Genomic DNA, 22,405 nt, shown 5'->3' on the forward strand with positions numbered 1-22,405 from the left:
TTGATGTCCTTTCGTTCTTTGACGAGCGGGGCAGTGGTCATGACTGCGGCGGCAGCGCTCGTCGTCGCCGGCTGCAGCAGCTCTGACTCTGGTTCCGACGAAGGCTCCGGAGGCTCGGCCAGCGCGGCCGTAGAGTCCACTCCCGCACCCCCCGGCATGGGCCTCGCGCAGAAGCTGGCCTGTAACCCGCCGAAGGCCACGCCGGGCCCCGAGAGCACCGCTCCGCTGAAGATCGGCACGCTGCTCCCCGAGACCGGCTCTCTCGCCTTCTTGGGGCCGCCCATGGTGGCCGGTGTCAACCTGGCCATCAAGGACATCAACGCTGCCGGCGGTGTGCTCGACAAGCCCGTCGAGCTGGTCACCGGTGACTCCGGCGACACCACCACCGACACCGCCAACGCCACCGTCGACCGCGAGCTCAGCGCCGGCACCCAGGTGATCATCGGTGCGGCGTCGTCGTCGGTGTCGCTGAAGGTCATCGACAAGATCGCCAACGCGGGCGCGGTCATGTTCTCGCCGGCCAACACCTCCGACGAGTTCACCTGCTACCAGGACAAGGGACAGTACTTCCGTACCGCTCCCGCGGATGTCCTGCAGGCCCAGGCACTCTCGCAGACGATGGCGGAGGACGGCGTCCAGCGTGTGTCCATCCTCGCCCTCAACGACCCGTACGGAACGGGCTTGGCCGACAACACCGTTCGCGACCTCGAGGCCGCCGGTGTGCCCGCCGACCAGATCCAGAAGATCATCTACGACCCGAATGCCCAGTCGTTCAACGCCGAGGTCGACCAGGTGAAGAACTTCAACCCGGACGGCGTTGCGCTCATCGGGTTCGAGGAGAGCGCCAAGATCCTCACTCGTATGCACGAGGTGGGCATCGGACCGAGCGACGGCAAGCTCGTCTACGGCGTCGACGGCAACATGGGTAACGCACTCGGCGAGTCGGTCGGTTCCGGCCTGCTCAAGGGTATGAAGGGCACGACTCCGCTCACCCAGACCAGCGGTGAGTTCCAGTCCGCGCTCAAGGATCTCGATCCGAAGCTGATCGACTTCAACTACTCGGGCGAGAGCTACGACGCCGCGGTGCTGAGTGCGCTCGCCGCGACCGCAGCCAAGTCGACCGACGGCCGCACGATCGCCGCCAACATCATCGGCGTCACCAACGGCGACGAGAACTGCGACTCGTACCAGGCGTGCCTGGATGCGCTGAAGAGCGGCAAGACGATCGCCTACGTCGGCAAGACCGGGAACCTGGCGTTCAACGCCGCCGGTGAGCCCAGCGTCGGCTCCTACGGCGTCCTCGAGTTCGACGGGGACAACAAGCTGCTGACCCCGACCCGCAAGTACGTGTCGGTGGCCGCGCAGTAGTCACACAAGACCAGAGACCCTCGGCTTACGAGCCGAGGGTCTCTGTGTGTCCGCGCACGAAATCCGTTGCCGCTCACCGTCCCCGCGTGAGCGGCAACGGATCCCGTGAGCGAAGCCTACGTCTTCTTCTCCGAGCTGCCCGCCAGCGTGCCCAGGTAGAGCTCGATGATCTTGGGATCCTTGGCGAGGTTGCTGCCGGTGTCGGTGTAGGCGTTGCGACCCTGGTCGAGAACGTAACCGCGGTCGCAGATCTGGAGGCAGCGGCGGGCGTTCTGCTCGACCATGATGATCGAGACGCCGGTTGCGTTGATCGCCTTGCAGCGGATGAACACCTCGTCCTGGAACATGGGGGACAGGCCTGCCGACGGCTCGTCGAGCAGCAAGACCGCCGGGTCCATCATCAGGGCCCGGCCCATCGCGACCATCTGCCGTTCGCCGCCGGACAGCGCGCCCGCCTTGATCTTCCGACGCTCTGACAGGAGCGGGAACAGCTCGGAGACGAACTCGAACCGCTTGGCGAACGTCTTCGGCCGCAGGTAGACGCCCATCTCGAGGTTCTCCTCGATCGTCAGCGCGGGGAACACATTCTGTGTCTGCGGGACGTATCCGACACCCTTGTCGACGAGGACGTGTGCCTTGGCCGAGGTGATGTCGTCGCCGCGCAGGGTGACCGAACCCTTACGGACCGGGATCAGCCCGAACAGGGTCTTGAGCAGCGTCGACTTGCCGGCGCCGTTCGGACCGATGATGCCCACGATCTCCCCGTCGTTCAGGAAGAAGTTGCACTCCTCGAGGATGTTGATCCCCGGCAGATAGCCGGCGGTGATGTCGTCGGCGCGCAGCAACGCATTCGTCGCGAGCTTGCGGTGCTCGTCGGGGGTGGCCGCGCGCTGTGCCGGTGTCAGCGACCCGCCGTCCGATCCCAGGCTCATCGCTCGGTCTCCTTCTTGTCCGTATCGACGCCGGCCGGATCGGCGGGCGGCAACTCGACCGGCTCGGAGAGGTCGCCGCCTTCTTCGAGGGTGGCCTCGATGGCTGCCTCGACCTGCTCGGCGAGCACCGCGGTCGCACCGACGGGCTGACCCTGGTCGTCGAACTCCAGTGCCTGGTCGTGGTGACCGCCGAGATAGGCGTCGACGACGGCCTCGTTGTCGCCCAGGCGATCCGGCAGGGATTCGGCGATGATCTGGCCCTGGGCCATCACCACCACCCAGTCACTGATGTCGCGGATGACGTCCATGTCGTGTTCGACGAAGACTACCGTCACGCCCTCGTCGCGCAGCGACTTGATGTGTTCGAGCAAGCTCTGCGTGAGGGCCGGGTTCACACCGGCCATCGGCTCGTCGAGCATCACGATCTCGGGATCGGTCATCAGCGCGCGTGCCATTTCCAGCAACTTGCGCTGACCACCGGACAGCGAGCCGGCGAAGTCGTCGGCCTTGGCGTCGAGCTTGAACCGCCGCAGCAGTTCGTGTGCGCGCTCGGTGATCTCGGCTTCCTGTTTGCGCCAGGTCCACGGGGCGAGGGCGGCGAGGAAGTGTTCGCCGCGCTGGCCGGTGGCACCGAGCTTGACGTTGTCGAGCACCGACATCTTCGACAGCGCCTTGGTCAGCTGGAAGGTGCGCACCATGCCGCGGCGTGCGACCTGGTGCGGGACCATCCGGCCGAGGGATTCGCCGTTGAGCGACCACGTACCCGAATCCGGTTTGTCGAAACCGGTGATCAGGTTGAAGAACGTGGTCTTGCCGGCACCGTTGGGTCCGATGAGGCCGGTGATCGCGCCGCGTTGCACCTCGAGGTGGTCGACCTGGACCGCCCTGATGCCGCCGAAGGTGCGGGAGATGTTGTCCACCACGATGATCGGGTCGGGCTTTGCCGATCCCGGTTCGGGTGACACCTCCGCGAACAGTCGCGAGCGCTCGGGCGCCGACAGGGTCGTCAGATCGCGGCGCGTCGCCCGCGTACCGGCGATGTCGGGACCGGTCTCGTCGACGACGATCCCGGTGTCGCCCAACGGCGTCGAGGGCTCGTCGTCGTGTGCCGAATGGCGTCCGTCATCAGGCATCGAGCTGCACCTCCCTCTTGTTGCCGAGGAGTCCCTGTGGTCGGAACACCATCATCAGGATGATCGCCAGACCCAGCAGCACGTAGCGGATCGCGCCGACCTGCTGCGCCGAGAGGTCCAGCATCGGGTTGTCGCCGGACGTGGCCTGGCGCAACAGCGCGTCGGGGATGGCCAGCAGGAACCAGAACAGCATCGCGCCGAGGACCGGTCCGAACACCGTCGCCGCACCGCCGAGAATGAGTGCGCCGTAGGCGAAGAAGGTCTGGGCGGTGGAGTAGAAGTCCGGGTTGATCGACTGCGTCGCGAGTGCGTTGAACACGCCTGCGAGGCCGCCGATACAGCCACCGAGGATGAGTGCCTGCATCTTGAAGGAATAGGCGTTCTTGCCGAGCGATCGGGCGGCGTCCTCGTCCTCGCGCACCGCCTTCAGCACGCGACCCCAGGGGGAGTGGACGAGCAGGTAGACCATGAGGCACAGGAGCAGGACGACGGACCAGCCCACCACCATCGACCACAGGTCGCCGCCGAGGAACTTGACCCCGAAGAACGAGTACTGCTTGCCGTTGTCGAACGGGCTGATCGAGAAAAAACCGCTCGCGTAGCCGTAGATCCCGTTGGTGGAGTGGGTGAAATCGTCCGACGACGTCGACCGGAACACCAGTCGGAGGATCTCCGACGCGGCGATGGTGACGATCGCCAGATAGTCCGCTCGCAGACGAAGTGTCGGGATGCCGAGGACCACCGCGAGCATGCCGGCTGCGGCGATACCCACGATGGCGCCGAGCCAGAGCGGCTGGTCGTAGTTGACGGCCATGATGCCCACGCCGTATCCGCCGAGGAGGGCGAAGGCGATCTGGCCGAAGTTGAGCAGCCCGGCATAGCCGAAGTGCAGGTTGAGGCCGATGGCCAGTAGAGCGTAGAAGATCGCCGACGGGCCGATGAGCTGTGCGAACGCAATCTGTAGCGCTGAGATGATGTCCATGGGTCAGCCGATCCTCGCTCGCGATCCGAGAATGCCCTGGGGCCGGATGGTCAGGATGATGATCAGGATCAACAGGCCGCCGATGTACTTCAGGTCGGGGCTGAGGATGTAGGTCGACAGCTGGACGAGCAATCCGACGATGAGGCAGCCGAGGAGGGCGCCGTAGGCGGTGCCGAGTCCGCCGAGCGTGATGCCCGCGAACATCAGCAGCAGGAGCTTGAATCCCATCTCCCATTGCACGCGGCCGCCGAGTTCGGAGAGCGCGAACATCACGCCGCCGAGTGTCGCCAGGCCGCCGGCGAGCGCCCACACGAACAGGATGACGCGGTCGACGTCGATCCCCGACGACTCGGCGAGGTCCCTGTTGTCGGCGACGGCACGCATGGCCTTGCCGATCCTGGTCCGCTGCAACAACAGAGCGACGCCGAGGAGCACCACGACACAGATGACGATGCAGGCCAGATTCACCGGCGTGATCGCGAACGGACCCGAGCCGATCTGCGTCTGTGCCTGGTAGTCGTTGAACGGTTCGGCCCGGTCGGAGAAGAAGATCAGGATCAGATACCGCATCACCAGGGCGAGGCCGATCGACACGACGAGCATGGCGATCAGCCCGGTTCGTCGCCGTCTCAGCGGTCTCCAGAGACCGAGCTCGTTCAGGATGCCGATGCCGACGCCGACGATGACCGCGAGGATCGTCGCCGGTATCAGCTGTAGCCCGACCTTCACGTTGAACACCCACGCGACCACCGCTCCCAGGGTCACCAGCTCGCCGTGCGAGAAGTTGGTGAGGCCGGTCGTCCCGAAGATCAGGCTGAGGCCGACGCCGGTGATGGCGATGATGAGACCGAAACGGATGCCGTCGATGGCCAGACGGGTGAGTTCGGCGACCGCCGAGACCTCCGTACCGGTCCGCACCTCACCGAACGAGAAGATGACCGGCCGCGCCGTTCCGCCACTGACATCGACCGGTAGCTCGGGCTTCTGGACCTCCACATCGTCTGGGAGAGAGTCGGTGTCGACGACGACGGTGTACCTCCCGGGCGGCACCATGATCGACCAGGCTCCGGTCGCCGACGACGTGGCCGTCCCGACGACGGTGCCTGACGCGTCCTTCGCCTCGAGTTTCACCCCCTCGACCTTCTCGGCGCCGTTCCGCAGGACACCGAACACCCGCACCTCGTCGGGGGCGGCGTCGGCGGACGGGGTCCCGAAGAGCCCGCACAGCATCGACGCCGCGACGAACAGCAGGACGGCCAGCGCGGTGCGCCGCGTCGACGCCGATGGGCGCCGACGGGATGGCGGGCGGCAGGACGGTGATCGGGTCTGGCGGGCGGGCCGACACTCGGGGCGATGCGCGTGAGTCCGTTCGGTGTGGTCGTCGGGCACGAGTGCGGCCTGCCGGTCAGGCTCTGTCATCGAGGGTGGTACCTCCCTTGCGGACCTGTACGCCAGTGACATCCATCGGCCATGACCTGGCCGATCACTGCGCGGCCGGTCACCCTGCGGGACATTAGCCGCAGCTTCGTCGCCACGTGACGACAACGACGTTTCCCGGAAGTTACATCTGCGGCGACGCAGGGTGGGCTCGATCGATGCGATGTGGTGCTGGCGTACCCATCAGGGCCGTACCCTGGTCGGATGCTGCCGGTGACCATCACACAGACCAGAGACGTCGAACTCGCGAGTGCGCTGCTCGCGCAGGCGTTCGCCGACGACCCCGTGACGCTGTGGATGGACCCGGACACCGCTCGTCACCGCGCGGTGTTCCGGACTCTGCTCGTCCACATCCACGGGAAGGGATCGACGATCGATCTCGCGATGCGCGACGGGCAGCCGGTCGGCGCGGCCGCCTGGGATCCGCCCGGGCACAAGATCTCGACGAGGGCACAGCTGGTGTCGTCCTGGGAGTTCCTTCGGACTCTCGGGCCCCGGATCGGCCGCGGGATCAAGCTGGAGGCCGAGTTCGCCAAGCATCGTCCGAAAGAGCCGCATTGGTATCTGGGACAGATCGGCGCCCCGGTCAAGGGGGCCGGCGTCGGCACGGCGCTGTTGCAGCACCGGCTCGAGCAGATCGACGGACCGGCCTACCTCGAGAGCTCGAACGCTCTCAATGTCCCGCTGTACGAGCGGTTCGGTTTCCAGGTCACCGCGGAATTCGAACTTCCGCTCGACGGCCCCAGGGTCTGGGCCATGTACCGGCCGATGTGACCCCTGACCGTCCACCCGTCCGACCGCCCCGGGCGGGGCGGGTCCGGGTGTCGGGACGGATCACTAGACTCAGCGACTGTGAGTCCAGCGCAGAGTTCCCCGGCAGCTACCCGTACCGGCAGCAAGGGCAAGACCAAGCAACCGGTCCTCATGCTCCTCGACGGGCATTCCCTGGCATATCGGGCGTTCTTCGCGCTCCCGGCCGAGAACTTCAAGACGGCCACCGGACAGACCACCAACGCGGTCTACGGCTTCACCTCGATGCTGATCAATCTGCTGCGCGACGAGGAACCCACCCACATCGCCGCCGCCTTCGACGTCTCGCGGAAGACGTTCCGCTCGGAGATGTTCCCGGAGTACAAGGCGCAGCGCTCCAAGTCGCCCGACGAGTTCAACGGGCAGGTCGACCTCACCAAGGAGGTCCTCGACGCGCTGGGTGTCACGGTCATGGCGATCGAGGGCTTCGAGGCCGACGACATCATCGCGACCCTCGCGACCCAGGCGCGCGAACAGGACTTCAAGGTCCTGATCGTCACCGGCGACCGCGACTCGCTGCAGCTGGTCGACCCGTCGACCACCGTGCTCTACCCGCGCAAGGGTGTCTCGGACCTCACCCGCTTCACCCCCGAAGAGGTTGAGAAGAAGTACGGTCTGACCCCCGCCCAGTACCCCGACTACGCCGCCCTGCGCGGCGACCCCAGCGACAATCTCCCAGGCATTCCGGGTGTGGGGGAGAAGACCGCGTCGAAGTGGATTCGCGAGTACGGATCGCTGGCCTCGCTCGTCGATCACGTCGACGAGGTGAAGGGCAAGGTCGGCGATGCGCTGCGCGCCAATCTCGCCTCGGTGCAGACCAACCGTCAGCTCACCGAACTCATCCGCGACATGCAGCTGCCCGCGGGCCCCGAAGATCTCGCGATGGTCGGCTGGGATCGCGACCGCATCCACCAGCTCTTCGACGACCTCGAGTTCCGCGTCCTGCGCGACCGCCTGTTCTCCACCCTCAGCTCGGTCGAGCCCGAGGCCGAGGCGGGCTTCGATCTCGACGGCTCGGTCCTCGGCGCCGGCGAGGTCGCGGGATGGCTCACCGAACACGCCCGTACGGGCCGGACCGGTCTCGCGGTGACCGCGCCGCACGTCGTCGTGGGCTCCGACCCGACCGGACTGGCGATCGCGGCCGCCGACGGTTCGTCGGCGTATGTCGACGTGACCACCCTGACGCCGGAAGACGATGCGGCCCTGGCCAACTGGCTCGCCGACCCGCAGGCGCTCAAGGCTGTGCACGAGGCCAAGTGGGCGGTACACGCGCTGCGTTCGCGCGGGTGGAAGCTCGACGGCGTCACCAGCGACACCTCGCTGGCCGCGTACCTCGTCCGCCCCGGGCAGCGGACCTTCAATCTCGACGACCTCGCCCTGCGGTACCTGCGCCGTGAGCTACGCGCCGACACCGGGGCGGGCGACGGCCAGATGTCGCTGCTCGACGACGACACCGAGGGCAAGGTCGCCGAACAGCACATGCTCGAGGCGCGTGCAGTGCAGGAGCTCGCCGACACCCTCGACACCGAACTCGACCGCATCGACTCCAAGCCGCTGCTGACCGAGATGGAGTTGCCGCTGTCGTTCGTCCTCGCCGACCTCGAGGCCGCCGGCATAGCTGTCGACGTCGATCACTTCAATGCGCTGGCACAGATGTTCAACGACCGGATCCGAGCGGCCGCCGAGTCGGCCTACGAGGTCATCGGTGAACAGATCAACCTCGGTTCGCCGAAGCAGCTGCAGACCGTGCTCTTCGACAAGCTCGACATGCCGAAGACCAAGAAGACCAAGACCGGCTACACCACCGACGCAGACGCGCTGCAGTCGTTGTACGAGAAGACCGAACATCCTTTCCTCGCACACCTTCTCGAGCATCGCGACGCCACGCGGTTGAAGGTCACCGTCGACGGTCTGCTGAAGTCGGTGGCCGACGACGGGCGCATCCACACGACGTTCAACCAGACCATCGCCGCGACCGGCCGCCTGTCGTCGACCGAACCGAACCTGCAGAACATCCCGGTCCGCACCGAGGCCGGCCGCGAGATCCGTCGCGGCTTCATCGTGGGCACGGATCAGGATTCGGGCGTGAACTACGACTGCCTGATGACCGCCGACTACAGCCAGATCGAGATGCGGATCATGGCCCATCTGTCGGAGGACGAAGGGCTGATCGAGGCCTTCAACACCGGGGAGGACCTGCACAACTTCGTCGGATCGCGCGCCTTCGGGGTGCCGATCGACGAGGTGACCACCGAGATGCGCCACCGCGTGAAGGCGATGTCGTACGGACTCGCCTACGGCCTCAGTGCCTTCGGGCTCGCGGCCCAGCTGAAGATCAGCCGTGAGGAGGCCAAGGACCAGATGGAAGCGTACTTCGCGCGGTTCGGCGGTGTGCGGGACTACCTGCACGACGTGGTCGCCGAAGCCCGGCGCAACGAGTACACGGCGACCCTGTTCGGCCGCCGGCGTTACCTGCCCGACCTGAACAGCGACAACTGGCAACGACGCCAGTCCGCGGAGCGGATGGCGCTCAACGCACCCATCCAGGGCACCGCCGCCGACATCATCAAGGTCGCGATGATCAACGTGCACAAGCGTTTCCTCGCCGAGAAGCTGACGTCGCGGGTGCTGCTGCAGGTCCACGACGAACTCGTGGTCGAGGTGGCCGCCGGCGAGCGCGACGCGGTCGAAGCCGCGGTGCGCGAGGAGATGGGCAACGCCATCACGCTGTCGGTCCCGCTCGAGGTGTCGGTCGGGTTCGGTCGGTCCTGGGACGACGCGGCCCACTGATGGTCTCCTCGCCCATGCGGGTCGGCGTTCTCACCGGCGACGGCATCGGTCTGGAAGTCGTGCCCGCCGCCATCACGGTCGCCGACGCGGCTGCGGCGGCGGAGGACTTGCGGATCGACTGGGACGAACTCCCGTTCGGCGCCGCCGCCATCGCGTCCCACGGCGAACCGGTGCCGGACGCGACATTGTCGGCGCTCGACGATCTGGGACTCTGGATCGTCGGACCGCACGATTCCGCGTCGTATCCGCCCGAGCACAGCAGCCGCACCCCGGGCGCGGTTTTGCGCACCCGGTACGGGCTGTTCGCCAATCTCCGTCCCGCCAAGGCCTTTTCGGGGGTACCCGCCACCGCACCCGACATCGATGTGCTGATCGTCCGCGAGAACTCCGAGGGCCTGTACGCCGACCGCAACATGGCGGTCGGGAGCGGTGAGTTCATGCCGACTCCCGACGTCGCGCTGGCAGTGGGGCTCGTGACCCGCGCGGCCAGTGAGCGCATCGCGCGGGTCGCCTTCGAAGCCGCCCGCGACCGCGCGGTCTCGGGACGCCCGGCCCGGGTGACCATCGTGCACAAGGCGAACGTGCTGCGCCTGACGACCGGCCTGTTCCGCGACGCATGCCGGGAGGTCGGCGAGGAGTTCCCCGACGTGGAGGTGACCGAACAGCACGTCGACGCCATGGCGGCGCTGCTCGTCCGACGCCCCGCCGACTTCGACGTCGTCGTCACCGAGAACCTCTTCGGCGACATCCTGTCGGACCTCGCCGGGGAACTCGCCGGCTCGCTCGGCATCGCGGGTTCGGTGAACTGCTCGGAGACCCAGGTGATGGCGCAGGCAACTCATGGAGCAGCTCCCGACATCGCCGGGCGGGGCGTCGCGAACCCGGTCGCGATGATCGCGTCGGTGTCGATGGGGTTCCGGCGGTACGGGCTGATGACCGACGATCCGGCGCTCGTCGCGGCGGCCGACCGGATGGATTCCGCCGTCGCCGACACCCTCGCGGTCTCCATCGCGACCGCTGACCTGGGTGGGACGTCATCGACCAGCGAGTTCGCCGACGAGGTGGCGCGGCGAACCGTGGCTGCATGACGCGCGCGAAGACGTGCGTGAACATCCGGTAGCCAGCCGGCGAGGCGGGCGCAAACTACAGTGAGTTGGTCTGATCAGGTGATCTGTTCGTCATCGAAGGGATGTGTTGTGGAACGGGCCTCGACGCGGGTTGACCGACGCCGTGTCCGGTCGCGCGTGGCCCGGCTGCTCGGCGTGTTCCTTGCGCTCGCGGTCGTGCTCACCGGGTGCGTGAACAACGAGGAACGGGAACGCGCCAACCAGGTGACCCCGATCAACGTGGACGTGGAGAAGGTCCCGGAGATCGCGGCACTCGTCCCGCCCGAGATCGCACGAACCGGACGCCTGGTGGTCGGAGTCAACGTGCCCTACCAGCCCAACGAGTTCAAGGGGCCGGACGGCAAGATCATCGGCTACGACGTCGACCTCATGAATGCGGTCGGCAAGGTCCTCGGCCTGACTCCGGTGTACAAGGAATCGCAGTTCGACACCATCATCCCGTCGGTGCAGGCCGGGACGTACAACGTCGGGATGTCGTCGTTCACCGACACCCTCGAACGCGAGAAGCAGGTCGACTTCGTGACCTATTACAGCGCCGGCGTGCAATGGGCGCAGGCCGCCGACTCCGACGAGGACATCGACCCGTCGAACGCCTGCGGTAAGCGGGTCGCGGTACAGACCACCACCTACGAGGACACCGACGAGATCCCGGCCAAGAGCGCGGAATGCGTCGCGAGGGGTCTCCCACCGATCGACAAGGTGAAGTTCGACAGCCAGGACGAGGCGGTCAACGCCCTGATCCTCGGCCGGGTCGAGGCGATGTCGGCCGACTCGCCGGTCACCGCGTACGCCATCAAACGCACCAACGGAAAGCTGAAGGCCGCCGGCGAATTGTTCGACTCGGCGCCGTACGGATGGGCGGTGCGCAAGGGCTCACCGCTGGGACCCGCGATGCAGAAGGCGGTCCAGTACCTGATGGACAACGGGCAGTACGAAGAGATCGCGGCCAACTGGGGCCTGCAGGAGGGCATGATCGATGTCTCCGTCATCAACGGGGCGGTGAGTTGAGATGACCTCACCGCAGACCGACACCACCACCACGGCCGGCGAGCCGGAACCGATCAAGGCGGTACCGCTCCGCAGACCGGGCCAGTGGATCGCCGCGGTCATCATCCTCGCGCTGGCGGGGCTCTTCGTCTACGGAGCCGCCACCAACAAGGCCTACGCGTGGGGCACCTACGCCGATTACCTGTTCGACCAGCGCGTGCTGTCCGGCGTCGGATACACCCTGGCGCTGACGGTGCTGGCGATGACCATCGCGATCGTCCTCGGCGTCGCGCTCGCCATCATGCGGCTCTCACCGAACCCGGTGTTGCGCGGCACCGCCTGGGTGTACCTGTGGATCTTCCGCGGGACGCCGGTCTACGTGCAGCTCGTTTTCTGGGGACTGTTCCCGGCGATCTACAAGCAGATCGACGTCGGCATCCCGTTCGTCCACCAGTTCGCGTCCTTCGACATCCAAACCCTCAATGCCGCATTCCTGTTCGCGGTCATCGGCCTCGGGCTCAACGAGGCCGCCTACATGGCCGAGATCGTGCGCGCAGGCGTGTCGTCGGTCGGTGAGGGTCAGTCCGAGGCGTCGATCGCTCTGGGCATGTCGTGGTCGCAGACGATGCGTCGCACCGTGCTGCCGCAGGCGATGCGGGTGATCATCCCGCCCACCGGCAACGAGCTGATCTCCATGCTCAAGACGACGAGTCTGGTGGCGGCGGTGCCGCTGACCCTCGATCTCTACGGTCGCGTGCGCGACATCTCGGGCGTCAACTTCGAACCGATCCCGCTGCTGCTCGTCGCCTCGACCTGGTACCTCGCCGTCACCAGCATCCTGATGGTCGGCCAGTACTACGTGGAGCGTCATTACTCGCGGGGCGCCACCCGGGCGCTGACCGCACGCCAGCTCAAGGCGATGGCCGACGGGCAGGCCGCCGCGGCCGACGACATCCCGGACGGACCGGGAGCCGGCCGCACGACCGGGGGAGAGAACGCATGAGTTCCGCCGAGACGCCGATGGTCCTCGCCGACCGGGTGTGCAAGAGCTTCGGATCGGTCCAGGTCCTCAAGGGGATCTCGCTCGAGGTCGCGCGAGGCGAGGTGACCTGCCTCATCGGCCCGTCCGGTTCGGGTAAGTCGACGTTCCTCCGGTGCGTCAACCACCTCGACGTGGTCAACGCCGGCCGCCTCTACGTCGACGGCGACCTCATCGGCTACCGCGAACGCAACGGCAAGCTCTACGAGATGAGTGCCAAAGACGCTGCGACGCAACGCCGTGACATCGGCATGGTGTTCCAGCACTTCAATCTGTTCCCGCACCGCACCGCTCTCGAGAACGTGATCGAGGCGCCCATCCAGGTGAAGAAGCAGCAGCGGGCCGCCGCCGTCGAACGTGCCGAATACCTGCTCGAGCGGGTAGGCCTGTCCGACCGGGCCGACGCCTACCCGGCGCAGCTGTCCGGCGGTCAGCAGCAGCGCGTCGCCATCGCGCGCGCCCTCGCGATGGAACCGAAGCTCATGCTGTTCGACGAGCCGACGTCGGCACTCGATCCCGAACTCGTCGGCGACGTCCTCAAGGTGATGCGTGAACTCGCCGCATCCGGCATGACCATGATGGTCGTGACCCACGAGATGGGCTTCGCGCGCGAGGTCGCCGACCAGTTGGTCTTCATGGACGGCGGCGTCGTCGTGGAGAAGGGCGACCCACGCGAACTCCTCGCCAACCCGCAGGAGGAGCGGACACGGGAGTTCCTGTCGAAGTTGCTCTGAGACGCCGGGCGTACCCGCGGCTATCCGGGCTTGTGGCTGCAGAAGATCGCGGTGCCGGGGAAGTAGCGTCCGCGGAAAGGGCTCCACTGGCCCCACTCACGGTCGTGGTCGTCGGGCCACTCGGGTTCGATGATGTCGTCGAGGATGAACCCGGCGGCACGTAGCTCGCGGACCCGGTCGCCGATGGTGCGGTGGTGCTCGACGTAGGTGATCTGCCCGCTCGGGTCGGTTTCGGTGTAAGGCGTGCGGTTGAAGTAGGGGATTCGTACGGTCAGGCCCTCGGGTCCCGGATCATCGAGGAACATCCAGCGCATCGGATGGTTGACCGCGAAAACCCAACGGCCGCCGGGCTTCAGGACACGAGCAACCTCGGCCATGACGCCGGCGGAGTCCGCGACGAAGGGGATCGCGCCGAACGCCGAGCACACGGTGTCGAAGGACTCGTCGGCGAAGGGCAGGGTCTCCGCGGTCGCCTGGATCAGCGGCACGCGCACCTCGTCGGCCTCCATGGCGTCGAGACCGATCCCGAGCATGCGCCGGGACAGGTCGACACCGACGGCGTGTGCACCGTGAGCAGCGAGCCAGCGGGCGCAGGGCGCTGAGCCGCAACCGATTTCGAGGATCGTGCGATCCTCGATCTCGCCGAGGAGTCCGGCCTCGGATTCGCGGACGCCCTCTGGGCACCAGACGAAGTCGCCGCCTCCGGTGTACGTGCCGAGGAAGTCGCCGTGTTCGTCGTGGTAGTTCTCCGCGTCGTGGTCCCACCACCAGCGACTCGCCCGGTCACTCGTCGCGGAGTCGACGTCGCCCAGGACGCGTGGAGGCCGCACAGAGGGCTCCTGCTCGGTGGTCTCCGAGTTCTCGCGGTCGTCGTCCTTCGTGGGCATCTAGTGATGATATTGCCCGGCGTCGGCCGTCTCTTCAGCCGGTGCGGAGCTCGTAGAACCGGAAGAAGGCGAAGTCCTCGATCGGCAGCACCTCGACGCTCCGGAAACCGGCTTGCTCGGCGTAGGACCGTAGGGTGGCGGGTCGCATCACCGTGCCGGTGGCGACCGAGGGCGGCGAACTCATCGAGTCGGGCAGACACACGAACAGTGAGAACCCGTACATGAGTTTGTCGAGTTCGTCTGCCGGGCCCGAGAATTCGTCGGATACCGCTTCGTCCATGACGATCATCGGCGCCCCGGGTGCGAGGGCCTGCCGCGTCGCGGCGAGAACCTCGACGGGCCGCGGCATGTCGTGGAGGCATTCGAAGGCGAAGGCGGCGTCGAACGGTCCGTGTGCCACGGCCTCTTCTCCGCCGGCGAGATGGAACTGCACCCGGTCGCCGAGACCCTCGGCCTCGGCGTTGTCCCGCGCCATCTGCACCGATGCGGCGTCGACGTCGAGACCGACGAATGTCGCGTCCGGGTAGGCGTGGGCGAGGGCGATCGTCGAATGCCCGGCGCCGAAACCGATGTCGGCGATCTTCGCGCCCGGTCGGGACAGTCGTTGATGGAGATGGTCGATGGCGGCGAGAGCGGGTGCGAGATCGGCGTCGAACCACGGCTTGTTGAGTGCGGCCTGGCATTCGCGCGCGTCGGCCCCGAGCTGTTCCCAGCTGACACCGCCGCCGGTGCGGTAGGCGTCGAGTAGTTCGGACAGCCGGCCGAACGAGGCGGCGAACATCCGGGGGAGCGCACCCAGATACGAACGACTGGAGGTGTCGGTGAGGACCTCGGCGACGCCGGGTGGGATACCGAATGTCGTTGGTCTGCCGGACAGGTCGGCGTCGAGAATGCCGAAGGCCGCCTGCATCTCGAGCCATTCCCGGGCGTACCGTGCATCGGTGGCCGTGCGGGAAGCGAGGTCGTCGGCGGTCAGCGGACCGTGGTCGACGAGGCACCGGTACCAGCCGAGTCGCTCCCCGAGATAGACGCTCATGGTCTCTGCGGTGGCCAGGGTGGAGTTGAGGAATCGTTCGGCGAACTCGTCGGCGCTCGGTGACGAGGAGGCGACGGTCGGGTTGTGCGTGCCGTGACCGGGTGGTGTGGTGCTGTCGGATGTGATCGTCATGGTGTGACGATGGCAGCGTTGGCTCTCGAGCCGGTCACGGAGCGGTTTCGACTCGGGTTACATCCCTGCAGTTCAGCAGGCCCGACCGGCCACGACGTGCTCGGTGCCGGCGTCGGGATTCCAGCGTCGCAGCGCGGTGAAGGTGCAGATCCGGTCGGGTTCACCCAGTGGTTCGAGCGTGGCGAGTGCCTCGCCGACCTGCTGGTACGTGAAGCGGCGTCCCAGGGTGACGTGCGGGGTCCATCCGCCCGGGTCGACGTGTGCGAAGGTGCTCGGGTTCTCGGCGCCGTCCGCAGCGTCGTCGGGGTGCACTGTGTGACCGCGAACCGTACGTGCCACCTGGGCGTGGAGCGACAGCAACTCGGTGCTGGGGACGACGAGCAGTGCAAGGGTGTGGCGGGAGCCGTGACCGAACACGACGGGCGCCCCGATGATGCAATTCATCGGTAGGCGTTGGCCGGCGGGACCGAGGGCGGCGTCGGCGGCGGACGCGATGTGGCGCGCCGCCAACAGGGTGACGTGCGGACGATTGGTGGCTGATCGCACGCGCTGGGAGCTGGGGAGGCCGACGTCGGCGAGCGCTGACCAGCGGCGCCGCACCCAGGCGTCGGTGTCCTCGTCGGGTAACAACTCGATGGAATGTGCCACGGATGTAGTCAACCAGAGCACGCGTGCAGCACCTGCTGGTTCGGCCCACGATCGCCGACAGTCTCCAGCCGATCATCAACCTGGCCGCTGGCTCGAGTTCAGCGGCGACCGGGACGACGCCGTCGAATCGCTGCGGTCGTGGATTGCGAAGCGCGCCGCGGCACCCGGCGTCACAGCGCGATCGAGTCGTGTTTCGTGCGCGTACCTCGGGGTATCGAGGGTTATCCGTTCGGACGAATAACACGTGTTATGCGGTGCCGGCAGGAAGACAAAACTCATCCGGATTCTTTCTGGCCGATTCGGTAATGGTTGCCGCGCAACCTATTTCGTGTCGATTATGTCGTTCCGGGTTTGTTTCGGAGACGCCGGTCAACGAATCGGAAAATCGTCGCGAATGTGACGTACCCCGGTCCGATTGGCGGGTCCGAAGGTTCTGTGCCACATTGATTTCGGAAGCGCACCGGGGGGACCTTTCATCTGGGGGAAGTGTTCTGGCGTGACCACGATCTGTGTTTGTCGGCTGTTGAGACAGAGCGGCCGGACAATCTGTTTGCCGTGCCTTGATTCGCCGATGGCGTCGAGTTGACTGCGGTGTTCCGGATCGTTTCTGGTCGAACATGAAAAGGCTTCGCCATGGGGGAAAAAGAATCACCAGTTCAAGGAGAGGCCGGTAGAGCAGCTGCCGTCTCGGGAATCTGGGACCATCTGCCGCCGGTCAATCCGCGGCCGAGGGTGTCGGTGGTCGTGCCGGCGATGAACGAGGCGCGAAACCTGCCTCACGTCGCGGCGCGAATGCCACCAGACGTCGACGAGATCGTCTTCGTCGACGGCAGTTCAGTTGACGACACGGTTGCGGTCGGGCGCCGATTGTGGCCTGACGCCGTGCATCTCACCCAATCCCGGAAGGGAAAGGGAAATGCGCTGGCCTGTGGTTTCGAGGCGTGCACCGGCGACATCATCGTGATGATCGATGCCGACGGCAGCACGGACCCGCAGGAGATCACCCGCTACGTCGGCGCGTTGGTCGCCGGTGCGGACTTCGCCAAAGGATCGCGATTCGTCGCCGGCGGCGGCAGTGCGGACATCACGCGGATCCGCCGAGTCGGGAACCGGGGGTTGAACAGTGTGGTGAACACGCTGTTCTCCTGCGAGTTCACCGACCTCTGTTACGGATACAACGCCTTCTGGCGGACCTGTCTCGAGGTCATGCAGCTACCGCCCACGCGGACGGCCACGCCCCAGTGGGGGGATGGGTTCGAGATCGAGACCCTCATCAATGTCCGTGTGGCAGTGAGTGGTCTGGAGATCACGGAAGTGCACAGCTTCGAGGCCAACCGTATCCACGGCGAGAGCAACCTCAACGCGGTGAGCGACGGGCTGCGCGTTCTGCGCACGATCGGTCAGGAGTTCACGCATCAGCGACGGGCGTCGAGGCGTCGACTGGCGGCTGTGCACGACGGATTGTCGGTGGTGCGCAGCGAGTTCGAGGACCGTGGTGACCCTGGCTGGGCGGCTTCCGGCCATGTCGGCTGAGCTCGACGCCGCAGTTCGGTCGGCCTCACGGTACGGGGCACGTCGAGTCGAGCGGGACGCGATCTACCTTGCCGGCGCGACAGTCGCCAATGCTGTTCTCGGAATGGGCTTCTGGACATTCGCCGCCCGGTTCGTGGAGCCGTCCCAGCTCGGGGTGATGACTGCTGTGCTCTCCGTCATCACAGCCGTGGGCTCGGTGATCTCGGCCGGGGTGGGTGACGCCTACACGGCGGTTCTGCCGGCCGTCGGGGACGACCGGCGCACGGTGTACCGGCGAGGCCAGCGATTGTCGGCCGGTCTGTCGTTCACCGCCGGAGGCGTCGCAGGCCTGGTGACGGTCTGCGTACTCCCTGAGGCCCGATTCCAGTTCGCGGTGGCACTGCTCGTCGCGGTCGGCGTGTTCGGCTGGACCGCATTGGGTTTGCAGAGCTCGACGCTGATCGCGATCGGGCGGGCGTCGTGGACCCTGGTAGCGAACGTGGCGGTCGGGATCGGCAAGATCGTGTTGCTGCCGGTCGCCGTGTTCACCGTCGCGTGGCAGAGCATCCCGCTGGCGGTCGTCGTCGCGGCGGTGGGTGTGGCTGTGGTCCTGCGACCCATGATCCGGCGGATCGTCGAGACCGGTGAGGGGTTGCCCGCACAGGGCGCGCTGTCCGGTGACCAGGCGATGGTTGAGTTTCATCGGGTGGTCACGAGGACCACCGCGCTGTCCGGACTCAATCTGGGGGTCCTGTCCCTCACTCCGTTCCTCGTCACACTGTTCGCGGGACCGGCCGAAGGCGCGCGTTTCGCACTCGTCTTCGCCATCGTCAGCACGCTCGACTTCATCGGGGCGTCGATGGCGGTGTCCCTGGTGGTACACGCCTCGGGTGAGCCCGAGTCGGCAGCCTCGATGGCGAAGAAGATCCTCCTCCGGTCGGGAGTGGTGACCGGCGTCGGCACGATCGGTCTGGTCGTGGTCGTACCCGGAGCGCTCCATCTCCTGAACCCGGCATATGGAGTGACGGAAACGCTTGTCGTCGTGCTCATCCTGTGTGCCGGATCGATCCTGCGCCTGCCCTACCTGGTTTGGGCGGCACTTCAGCAGGCGCGACGCAGGCTTCGCGCACCGTTGACCTTCTCCGGAGCCACGGCGATCCTGCTGTTCGCACTCATGCCCGGTCTCTGCGGATCGCTCGGCGCCGCCGGCGGTGCATGGGCGATCCTCCTCCACCAGGCAGCACTCACCTTCCTCGCCGGCGCGCTGACGCTCGTCACGCGCAGGAGGCGGACGTCAATCGAACAAGGCGAGGAGCTCGTTCCTCGTCGTCACGGGGAGTGATCGGATGATCGACAAAGGGTATGTGGACCGGCGTCCCGGACTCGAGCCGGTCCGGCGAATCCAGGACAGCGGAAAACTCTGGGGCGGTGCGATCTGGATCGGTCAGGTTGATCTGCATGAGCTCGATGAGCGACCGGGCATCGACGAACAGGGTGGTCACGACCCGGAGCGAGAGAGCAACGAGACCGACTCGCCGCGAATCGAATTGATCGGCGGCGACGATTTCCGCGAGTCCAGGTTCCTGGTGTGGTCGGAGGATAGGCCACTCGGATTGGTGCGACTCCCGGTGCAGAACGGCACGATCGACGGCGTCGCTCTTCGTGAGCAGGCACGCGGTCTACCCGAACCGCCGGTGTTGCCCGAGCGCAGGACCCGGCCCGGGGTGTCTGTGGTCATCTGCACCCGAGACCGTCCGGACCATCTCGCCCGACTCCTCGACAGCCTCGTCACCCTCGACTACCCGGACTTCGAGGTGCTCGTGGTGGACAACAATCCGGTGAGCGGGCTGACACCACCGGTCGTGGCGGCGGCCTGTCCGTCGATCCCTGTTCGGGTGGTGGACGCTGCCGGGCCGGGTCTCTCCATCGCGCGCAATGTCGGTCTCCGGTCTGCGAGATTCGAGTTCGTCGCGTTCACCGACGACGACGTCGTCCTCGATCCGAACTGGTTGTCGCGGATCGTCATCGGTTTCGAACGAGACGAGTCGGTGGCGTGCGTGTGCGGCATGGTCCCCTCGGTCGAGGTGATGACGCCGGCGCAGGCGTATTTCGACCGTCGTGTGGGGTGGGCGGAACGCTGGGAGCCAGCGCTGTACGGCGTGGCGCGGCCGGTGGCGGCCGATGACCTCTTTCCGTTGCGGGTGTCCGAGTTCGGGACGGGTGCGAACTTCGCCGTACGCAGAGACGTCGTCGTCGGACTCGGCGGTTTCGATGAGGCAGTGGGTGCCGGCTCGGCAGCAGGGGGCGGCGAGGACATCGACATCTTTGTCAGGCTCCTCCTGGCCGGCGGGTCCATCGCACGCGAACCCGCGGCGATCGTATGGCACAGCCACCGCGCGAGTGTCGCCGAGCTCGAGAAGCAGATGCACGACTACGGGGTCGGACTCGGTGCAGTGATCTTCAAACTGCTCGTCGACCCCTGCACAACGGTGCTGGTCACGAAGCGGCTGGTCGCCGGTATCCGTCACCTGCGCGCGACCACCCAGGTCGATCCAGGTCCGGCTGTCGTCGCGGAGCCAGAGCTGGCGGGTCTGCGTCGCCGGGAGCTCGTCGGGGTGGCGCGCGGACCGTGGCGACTCATCAGGGGTCGCCTCGCGGGGCGCGCGGGTGCACCGCTCCGGGCCACATCGAGGGGTCTGGCGGGTCTGCTCGATTTCCGTCGTGGCCAGATGTGGGGTGAGCCCGGGAACACCATTCTCGAGGGCCGACTCGCTGCCGTGTCCATGTGGCTCGGGCTCGTCGGGTTGCTCGGCGCGACGATGCTGCCCGGTGTACTGCAAGTGGTCGCGGTGATCGCGTTCGTCCTTCTGGGACCGGGAAGCCTGGTGATGTCGTTCGGCAGCATGCCGACTCACGCGCGGTTGTCGCTGGTTCCGGCGGTCGGGCTCGCGGTGTCCATCGTCGCCGTGACCGGACTGCTCATGGCCGGTTTCTGGAGTCCGGCCGTTGTCCTGGCGATCATCGGGATCGCCACCACCGCCGGAGGTCTCGGTCGCGGTGCCCATCTCGCATCCAGGGTGGCGCGCGTATGACCTTGGTTCACGATGAGACGACGACGTCGGTGGAACCCCCGCATCCGCCCGCGGGGTGCGAGCCGGTCGCCCCCGCGAGATCGAAGCGGTGGCATCCGGTCGTGTCGTGGATGGTCGTGTCTCCGTGGGCGGTGCTGGCGTGCTGTCTCGTCTGCTTCGTTCTCGGCGTGCGCTCGATCGCGGGATCGTCGTTCAACGAGTACGGACTACTGGCCGGCGCGTCCCCGCTGTATCCGGCGTCGATCGTCCTGGCGGCAGTCGCCTTCGGTATCGCACTGCGCCAGGGGAATACCACCGCCACGGTCGGAGCGATCGTCGCGATGATCGTCTGCCAGCGGTTACCACGGGCGATCTCGACGGACGCGCCGATCTACTCCTGGACCTACAAACACCTCGGGGTCGTCGATCATATTCAGCAGAGCGGGTCGCTCGCCCATGGTGTGGATGTCTACAACGGGTGGCCGGCGCTCTTCGCGGTGACCGCATGGGTCGCCGACCTCACCGGCCTGAGCCCGATCGACATCGCGCACTGGTTCACGCCCGTCTATCACCTCTTTCTCGCGGGCATCGTGTACGCGGGGGCACGTGCGTGGCGACTCACCCGCGACGAAGGGCTCGCGGCCACGTTCTTGGTGGTGACACTGAATTGGGTCGAGCAGGACTACTTCGCGCCGCAGGCGATCGGGATGCTGCTGGCCGTCGCGATGCTCGTCCCGATCGGGCTCTCCCGCGACCGCGCGGTGGGGACGGCGCCGATCATGATCCTGTTCGGAGCGCTCGCGATCACTCACCAGCTCACCCCGTACTGGGTGCTGGGCGCGGCATGCCTGCTCGTGCTGGGGCGCATGCTCAAGCCGTGGTGGATCGCCCTGGTGATGGGCGCGATACTCGGTGGCGTACTCCTCTACAACGGCGACGTCCTGTCTGGTTACACCCTGTTCTCAGGGGACGTCGCGAACAATGCGGCCACTCGCGGTGGGGGGCACCACGGTATGGCCGGCCAGGTCTTCTCGAGCGCGGTCATGCGCGTGGTGACGATTGCCACCTGGGCCTCCACCGTGGCCGTCCTGATCTTGAGATGGCGACGTGGGCAACCAGTCCGGGCACTGGCTGTCATCGCGCTGAGTCCGATCCTGATCCTCGGCGGACAGAGTTACGGCGGTGAGGCAGTCTTCCGGGTCTTCCTCTATTCGCTGCCTGGTTGTGCGTTCGTCCTCGCCCCAGGGTTGCTCGCCGGTGTGCGTGCCGGTCGCATCCGGTTCGCCGGGACCTTCGCCGCACTCGGTGTCGCGACCGCTCTGGCGGCGCAGGCGGGGTCGGCGAACTGGTACACGAACCTGATCGGCCGGGACCAGGTCAGCTCAGCCGGAGAAGTGCTCGCGGGCAGTGTGTTTCCGGCCTACGTGACACCGCTCGTTCCCGGGTGGCCGGAACGACCCACGGGTGACTACGTACGTTTCGCCGAGTTCACCCACGCATTCGACAACGCATTGATGTTCCAGCCAGGTCTCGCGGGCAGGGCCTTCGATTCCGAATCCGACTACCGGGAGTTCATGGCGGTCATCACCGGGCGGAACAGACCGACGTTCGTCGTCCTGTCGGAACCGATGCGAGGGTTCGGCGCCTTCTTCGGATTGTTTCCCGCAGAGGCGATCGACAACCTGAACCGCCGGATGACGAGCGATCCCCGCTGGGAAGTCGTCGACGAGAAACCCGGTACGTGGGTCTTCCTGTACCGGAATGACACGAGATGAGGTGC

General features: G+C 66.7%; 18 protein-coding genes. 11 read left to right on the plus strand and 7 right to left on the minus strand.

All coding sequences use genetic code 11. The annotated features are described in order from the left end of the window. Positions 1-3 precede the first annotated feature (3 nt). On the plus strand, positions 4-1,368 hold the full coding sequence (locus GKZ92_RS09730) for an ABC transporter substrate-binding protein (protein ID WP_035755383.1): 1,365 nt from the start codon (positions 4-6) through the stop codon (positions 1,366-1,368). A 116-nt stretch (positions 1,369-1,484) separates the two neighbouring features. Here GKZ92_RS09730 and GKZ92_RS09735 read toward each other — a convergent pair whose 3' ends face one another. From GKZ92_RS09735 to GKZ92_RS09750, 4 genes are read right to left on the minus strand one after another with little or no spacing between them, the layout of a single operon-like run. After that, positions 1,485-2,300: an ABC transporter ATP-binding protein gene (locus GKZ92_RS09735; protein ID WP_006359997.1), complete on the minus strand. Its 816-nt coding sequence runs from the start codon at positions 2,298-2,300 to the stop codon at positions 1,485-1,487. Continuing rightward, positions 2,297-3,433 carry an ABC transporter ATP-binding protein gene (locus GKZ92_RS09740; RefSeq protein ID WP_006359996.1) on the minus strand — a complete coding sequence of 379 codons (1,137 nt, stop codon included), beginning with the start codon at positions 3,431-3,433 and terminating at the stop codon, positions 2,297-2,299. The genes GKZ92_RS09735 and GKZ92_RS09740 overlap by 4 nt, the downstream gene beginning before the upstream one ends. After that, positions 3,426-4,415: a branched-chain amino acid ABC transporter permease gene (locus GKZ92_RS09745; protein ID WP_005201095.1), complete on the minus strand. Its 990-nt coding sequence runs from the start codon at positions 4,413-4,415 to the stop codon at positions 3,426-3,428. The genes GKZ92_RS09740 and GKZ92_RS09745 overlap by 8 nt, the downstream gene beginning before the upstream one ends. Positions 4,416-4,418: 3 nt before the next feature. Beyond that, positions 4,419-5,834 (minus strand): ABC transporter permease subunit, encoded by a 1,416-nt coding sequence (locus tag GKZ92_RS09750; RefSeq protein WP_006359995.1) that lies wholly within the window; start codon positions 5,832-5,834, stop codon positions 4,419-4,421. A gap of 222 nt (positions 5,835-6,056) precedes the next feature. On the opposite strand from GKZ92_RS09750, the gene GKZ92_RS09755 reads away from it, so the two are divergent. From GKZ92_RS09755 to GKZ92_RS09780, 6 genes are all read left to right on the plus strand, one after another. Continuing rightward, positions 6,057-6,626 (plus strand): GNAT family N-acetyltransferase, encoded by a 570-nt coding sequence (locus tag GKZ92_RS09755; RefSeq protein WP_006359994.1) that lies wholly within the window; start codon positions 6,057-6,059, stop codon positions 6,624-6,626. A gap of 78 nt (positions 6,627-6,704) precedes the next feature. Next, on the plus strand, positions 6,705-9,452 hold the full coding sequence (polA, locus tag GKZ92_RS09760; RefSeq protein WP_006359993.1) for a DNA polymerase I: 2,748 nt from the start codon (positions 6,705-6,707) through the stop codon (positions 9,450-9,452). Then, positions 9,452-10,540, plus strand: coding sequence for an isocitrate/isopropylmalate dehydrogenase family protein (locus GKZ92_RS09765; RefSeq protein WP_155225222.1), 1,089 nt, complete (start codon positions 9,452-9,454; stop codon positions 10,538-10,540). The genes polA and GKZ92_RS09765 overlap by 1 nt, the downstream gene beginning before the upstream one ends. Positions 10,541-10,648: 108 nt before the next feature. Continuing rightward, positions 10,649-11,587: an ABC transporter substrate-binding protein gene (locus GKZ92_RS09770; RefSeq protein WP_035755388.1), complete on the plus strand. Its 939-nt coding sequence runs from the start codon at positions 10,649-10,651 to the stop codon at positions 11,585-11,587. Between the two features lies 1 nt (position 11,588). Next, positions 11,589-12,569, plus strand: coding sequence for an amino acid ABC transporter permease (locus GKZ92_RS09775; RefSeq protein WP_127963258.1), 981 nt, complete (start codon positions 11,589-11,591; stop codon positions 12,567-12,569). Further along, positions 12,566-13,339, plus strand: coding sequence for an amino acid ABC transporter ATP-binding protein (locus tag GKZ92_RS09780; RefSeq protein WP_279636554.1), 774 nt, complete (start codon positions 12,566-12,568; stop codon positions 13,337-13,339). The genes GKZ92_RS09775 and GKZ92_RS09780 overlap by 4 nt, the downstream gene beginning before the upstream one ends. Before the next feature lie 20 nt (positions 13,340-13,359). Here GKZ92_RS09780 and GKZ92_RS09785 read toward each other — a convergent pair whose 3' ends face one another. The 3 genes from GKZ92_RS09785 to GKZ92_RS09795 all read right to left on the minus strand — a co-directional run bounded on the left by GKZ92_RS09785 (position 13,360) and on the right by GKZ92_RS09795 (position 16,042). Continuing rightward, positions 13,360-14,226, minus strand: a complete 867-nt coding sequence (locus tag GKZ92_RS09785) for a class I SAM-dependent methyltransferase (RefSeq protein ID WP_127963257.1) — start codon at positions 14,224-14,226, stop codon at positions 13,360-13,362. 34 nt (positions 14,227-14,260) lie between these two features. Continuing rightward, positions 14,261-15,394, minus strand: coding sequence for a class I SAM-dependent methyltransferase (locus GKZ92_RS09790; protein WP_155225223.1), 1,134 nt, complete (start codon positions 15,392-15,394; stop codon positions 14,261-14,263). 72 nt (positions 15,395-15,466) lie between these two features. Next, positions 15,467-16,042, minus strand: a complete 576-nt coding sequence (locus tag GKZ92_RS09795; protein WP_042376104.1) for a 2'-5' RNA ligase family protein — start codon at positions 16,040-16,042, stop codon at positions 15,467-15,469. 753 nt (positions 16,043-16,795) lie between these two features. Here GKZ92_RS09795 and GKZ92_RS09800 point away from each other — a divergent pair. From GKZ92_RS09800 to GKZ92_RS09815, 4 genes are read left to right on the plus strand one after another with little or no spacing between them, the layout of a single operon-like run. Continuing rightward, entirely contained in the window at positions 16,796-17,575 is a 780-nt protein-coding gene (locus GKZ92_RS09800; RefSeq protein ID WP_230461956.1) for a glycosyltransferase family 2 protein, read from the plus strand. Beyond that, positions 17,538-18,896, plus strand: a complete 1,359-nt coding sequence (locus tag GKZ92_RS09805) for a lipopolysaccharide biosynthesis protein (RefSeq protein WP_155225224.1) — start codon at positions 17,538-17,540, stop codon at positions 18,894-18,896. Before GKZ92_RS09800 ends, GKZ92_RS09805 begins: the two co-directional genes overlap by 38 nt. Positions 18,897-18,900: 4 nt before the next feature. Then, positions 18,901-20,646: a glycosyltransferase gene (locus GKZ92_RS09810; RefSeq protein WP_155225225.1), complete on the plus strand. Its 1,746-nt coding sequence runs from the start codon at positions 18,901-18,903 to the stop codon at positions 20,644-20,646. Continuing rightward, positions 20,643-22,400, plus strand: a complete 1,758-nt coding sequence (locus GKZ92_RS09815; protein WP_051405870.1) for a hypothetical protein — start codon at positions 20,643-20,645, stop codon at positions 22,398-22,400. The genes GKZ92_RS09810 and GKZ92_RS09815 overlap by 4 nt, the downstream gene beginning before the upstream one ends. Positions 22,401-22,405: the final 5 nt, after the last annotated feature.

It is taken from the genome of Gordonia sp. 135 (genome assembly GCF_009720185.1).
GTDB classification, from domain to species: domain Bacteria; phylum Actinomycetota; class Actinomycetes; order Mycobacteriales; family Mycobacteriaceae; genus Gordonia; species Gordonia alkanivorans.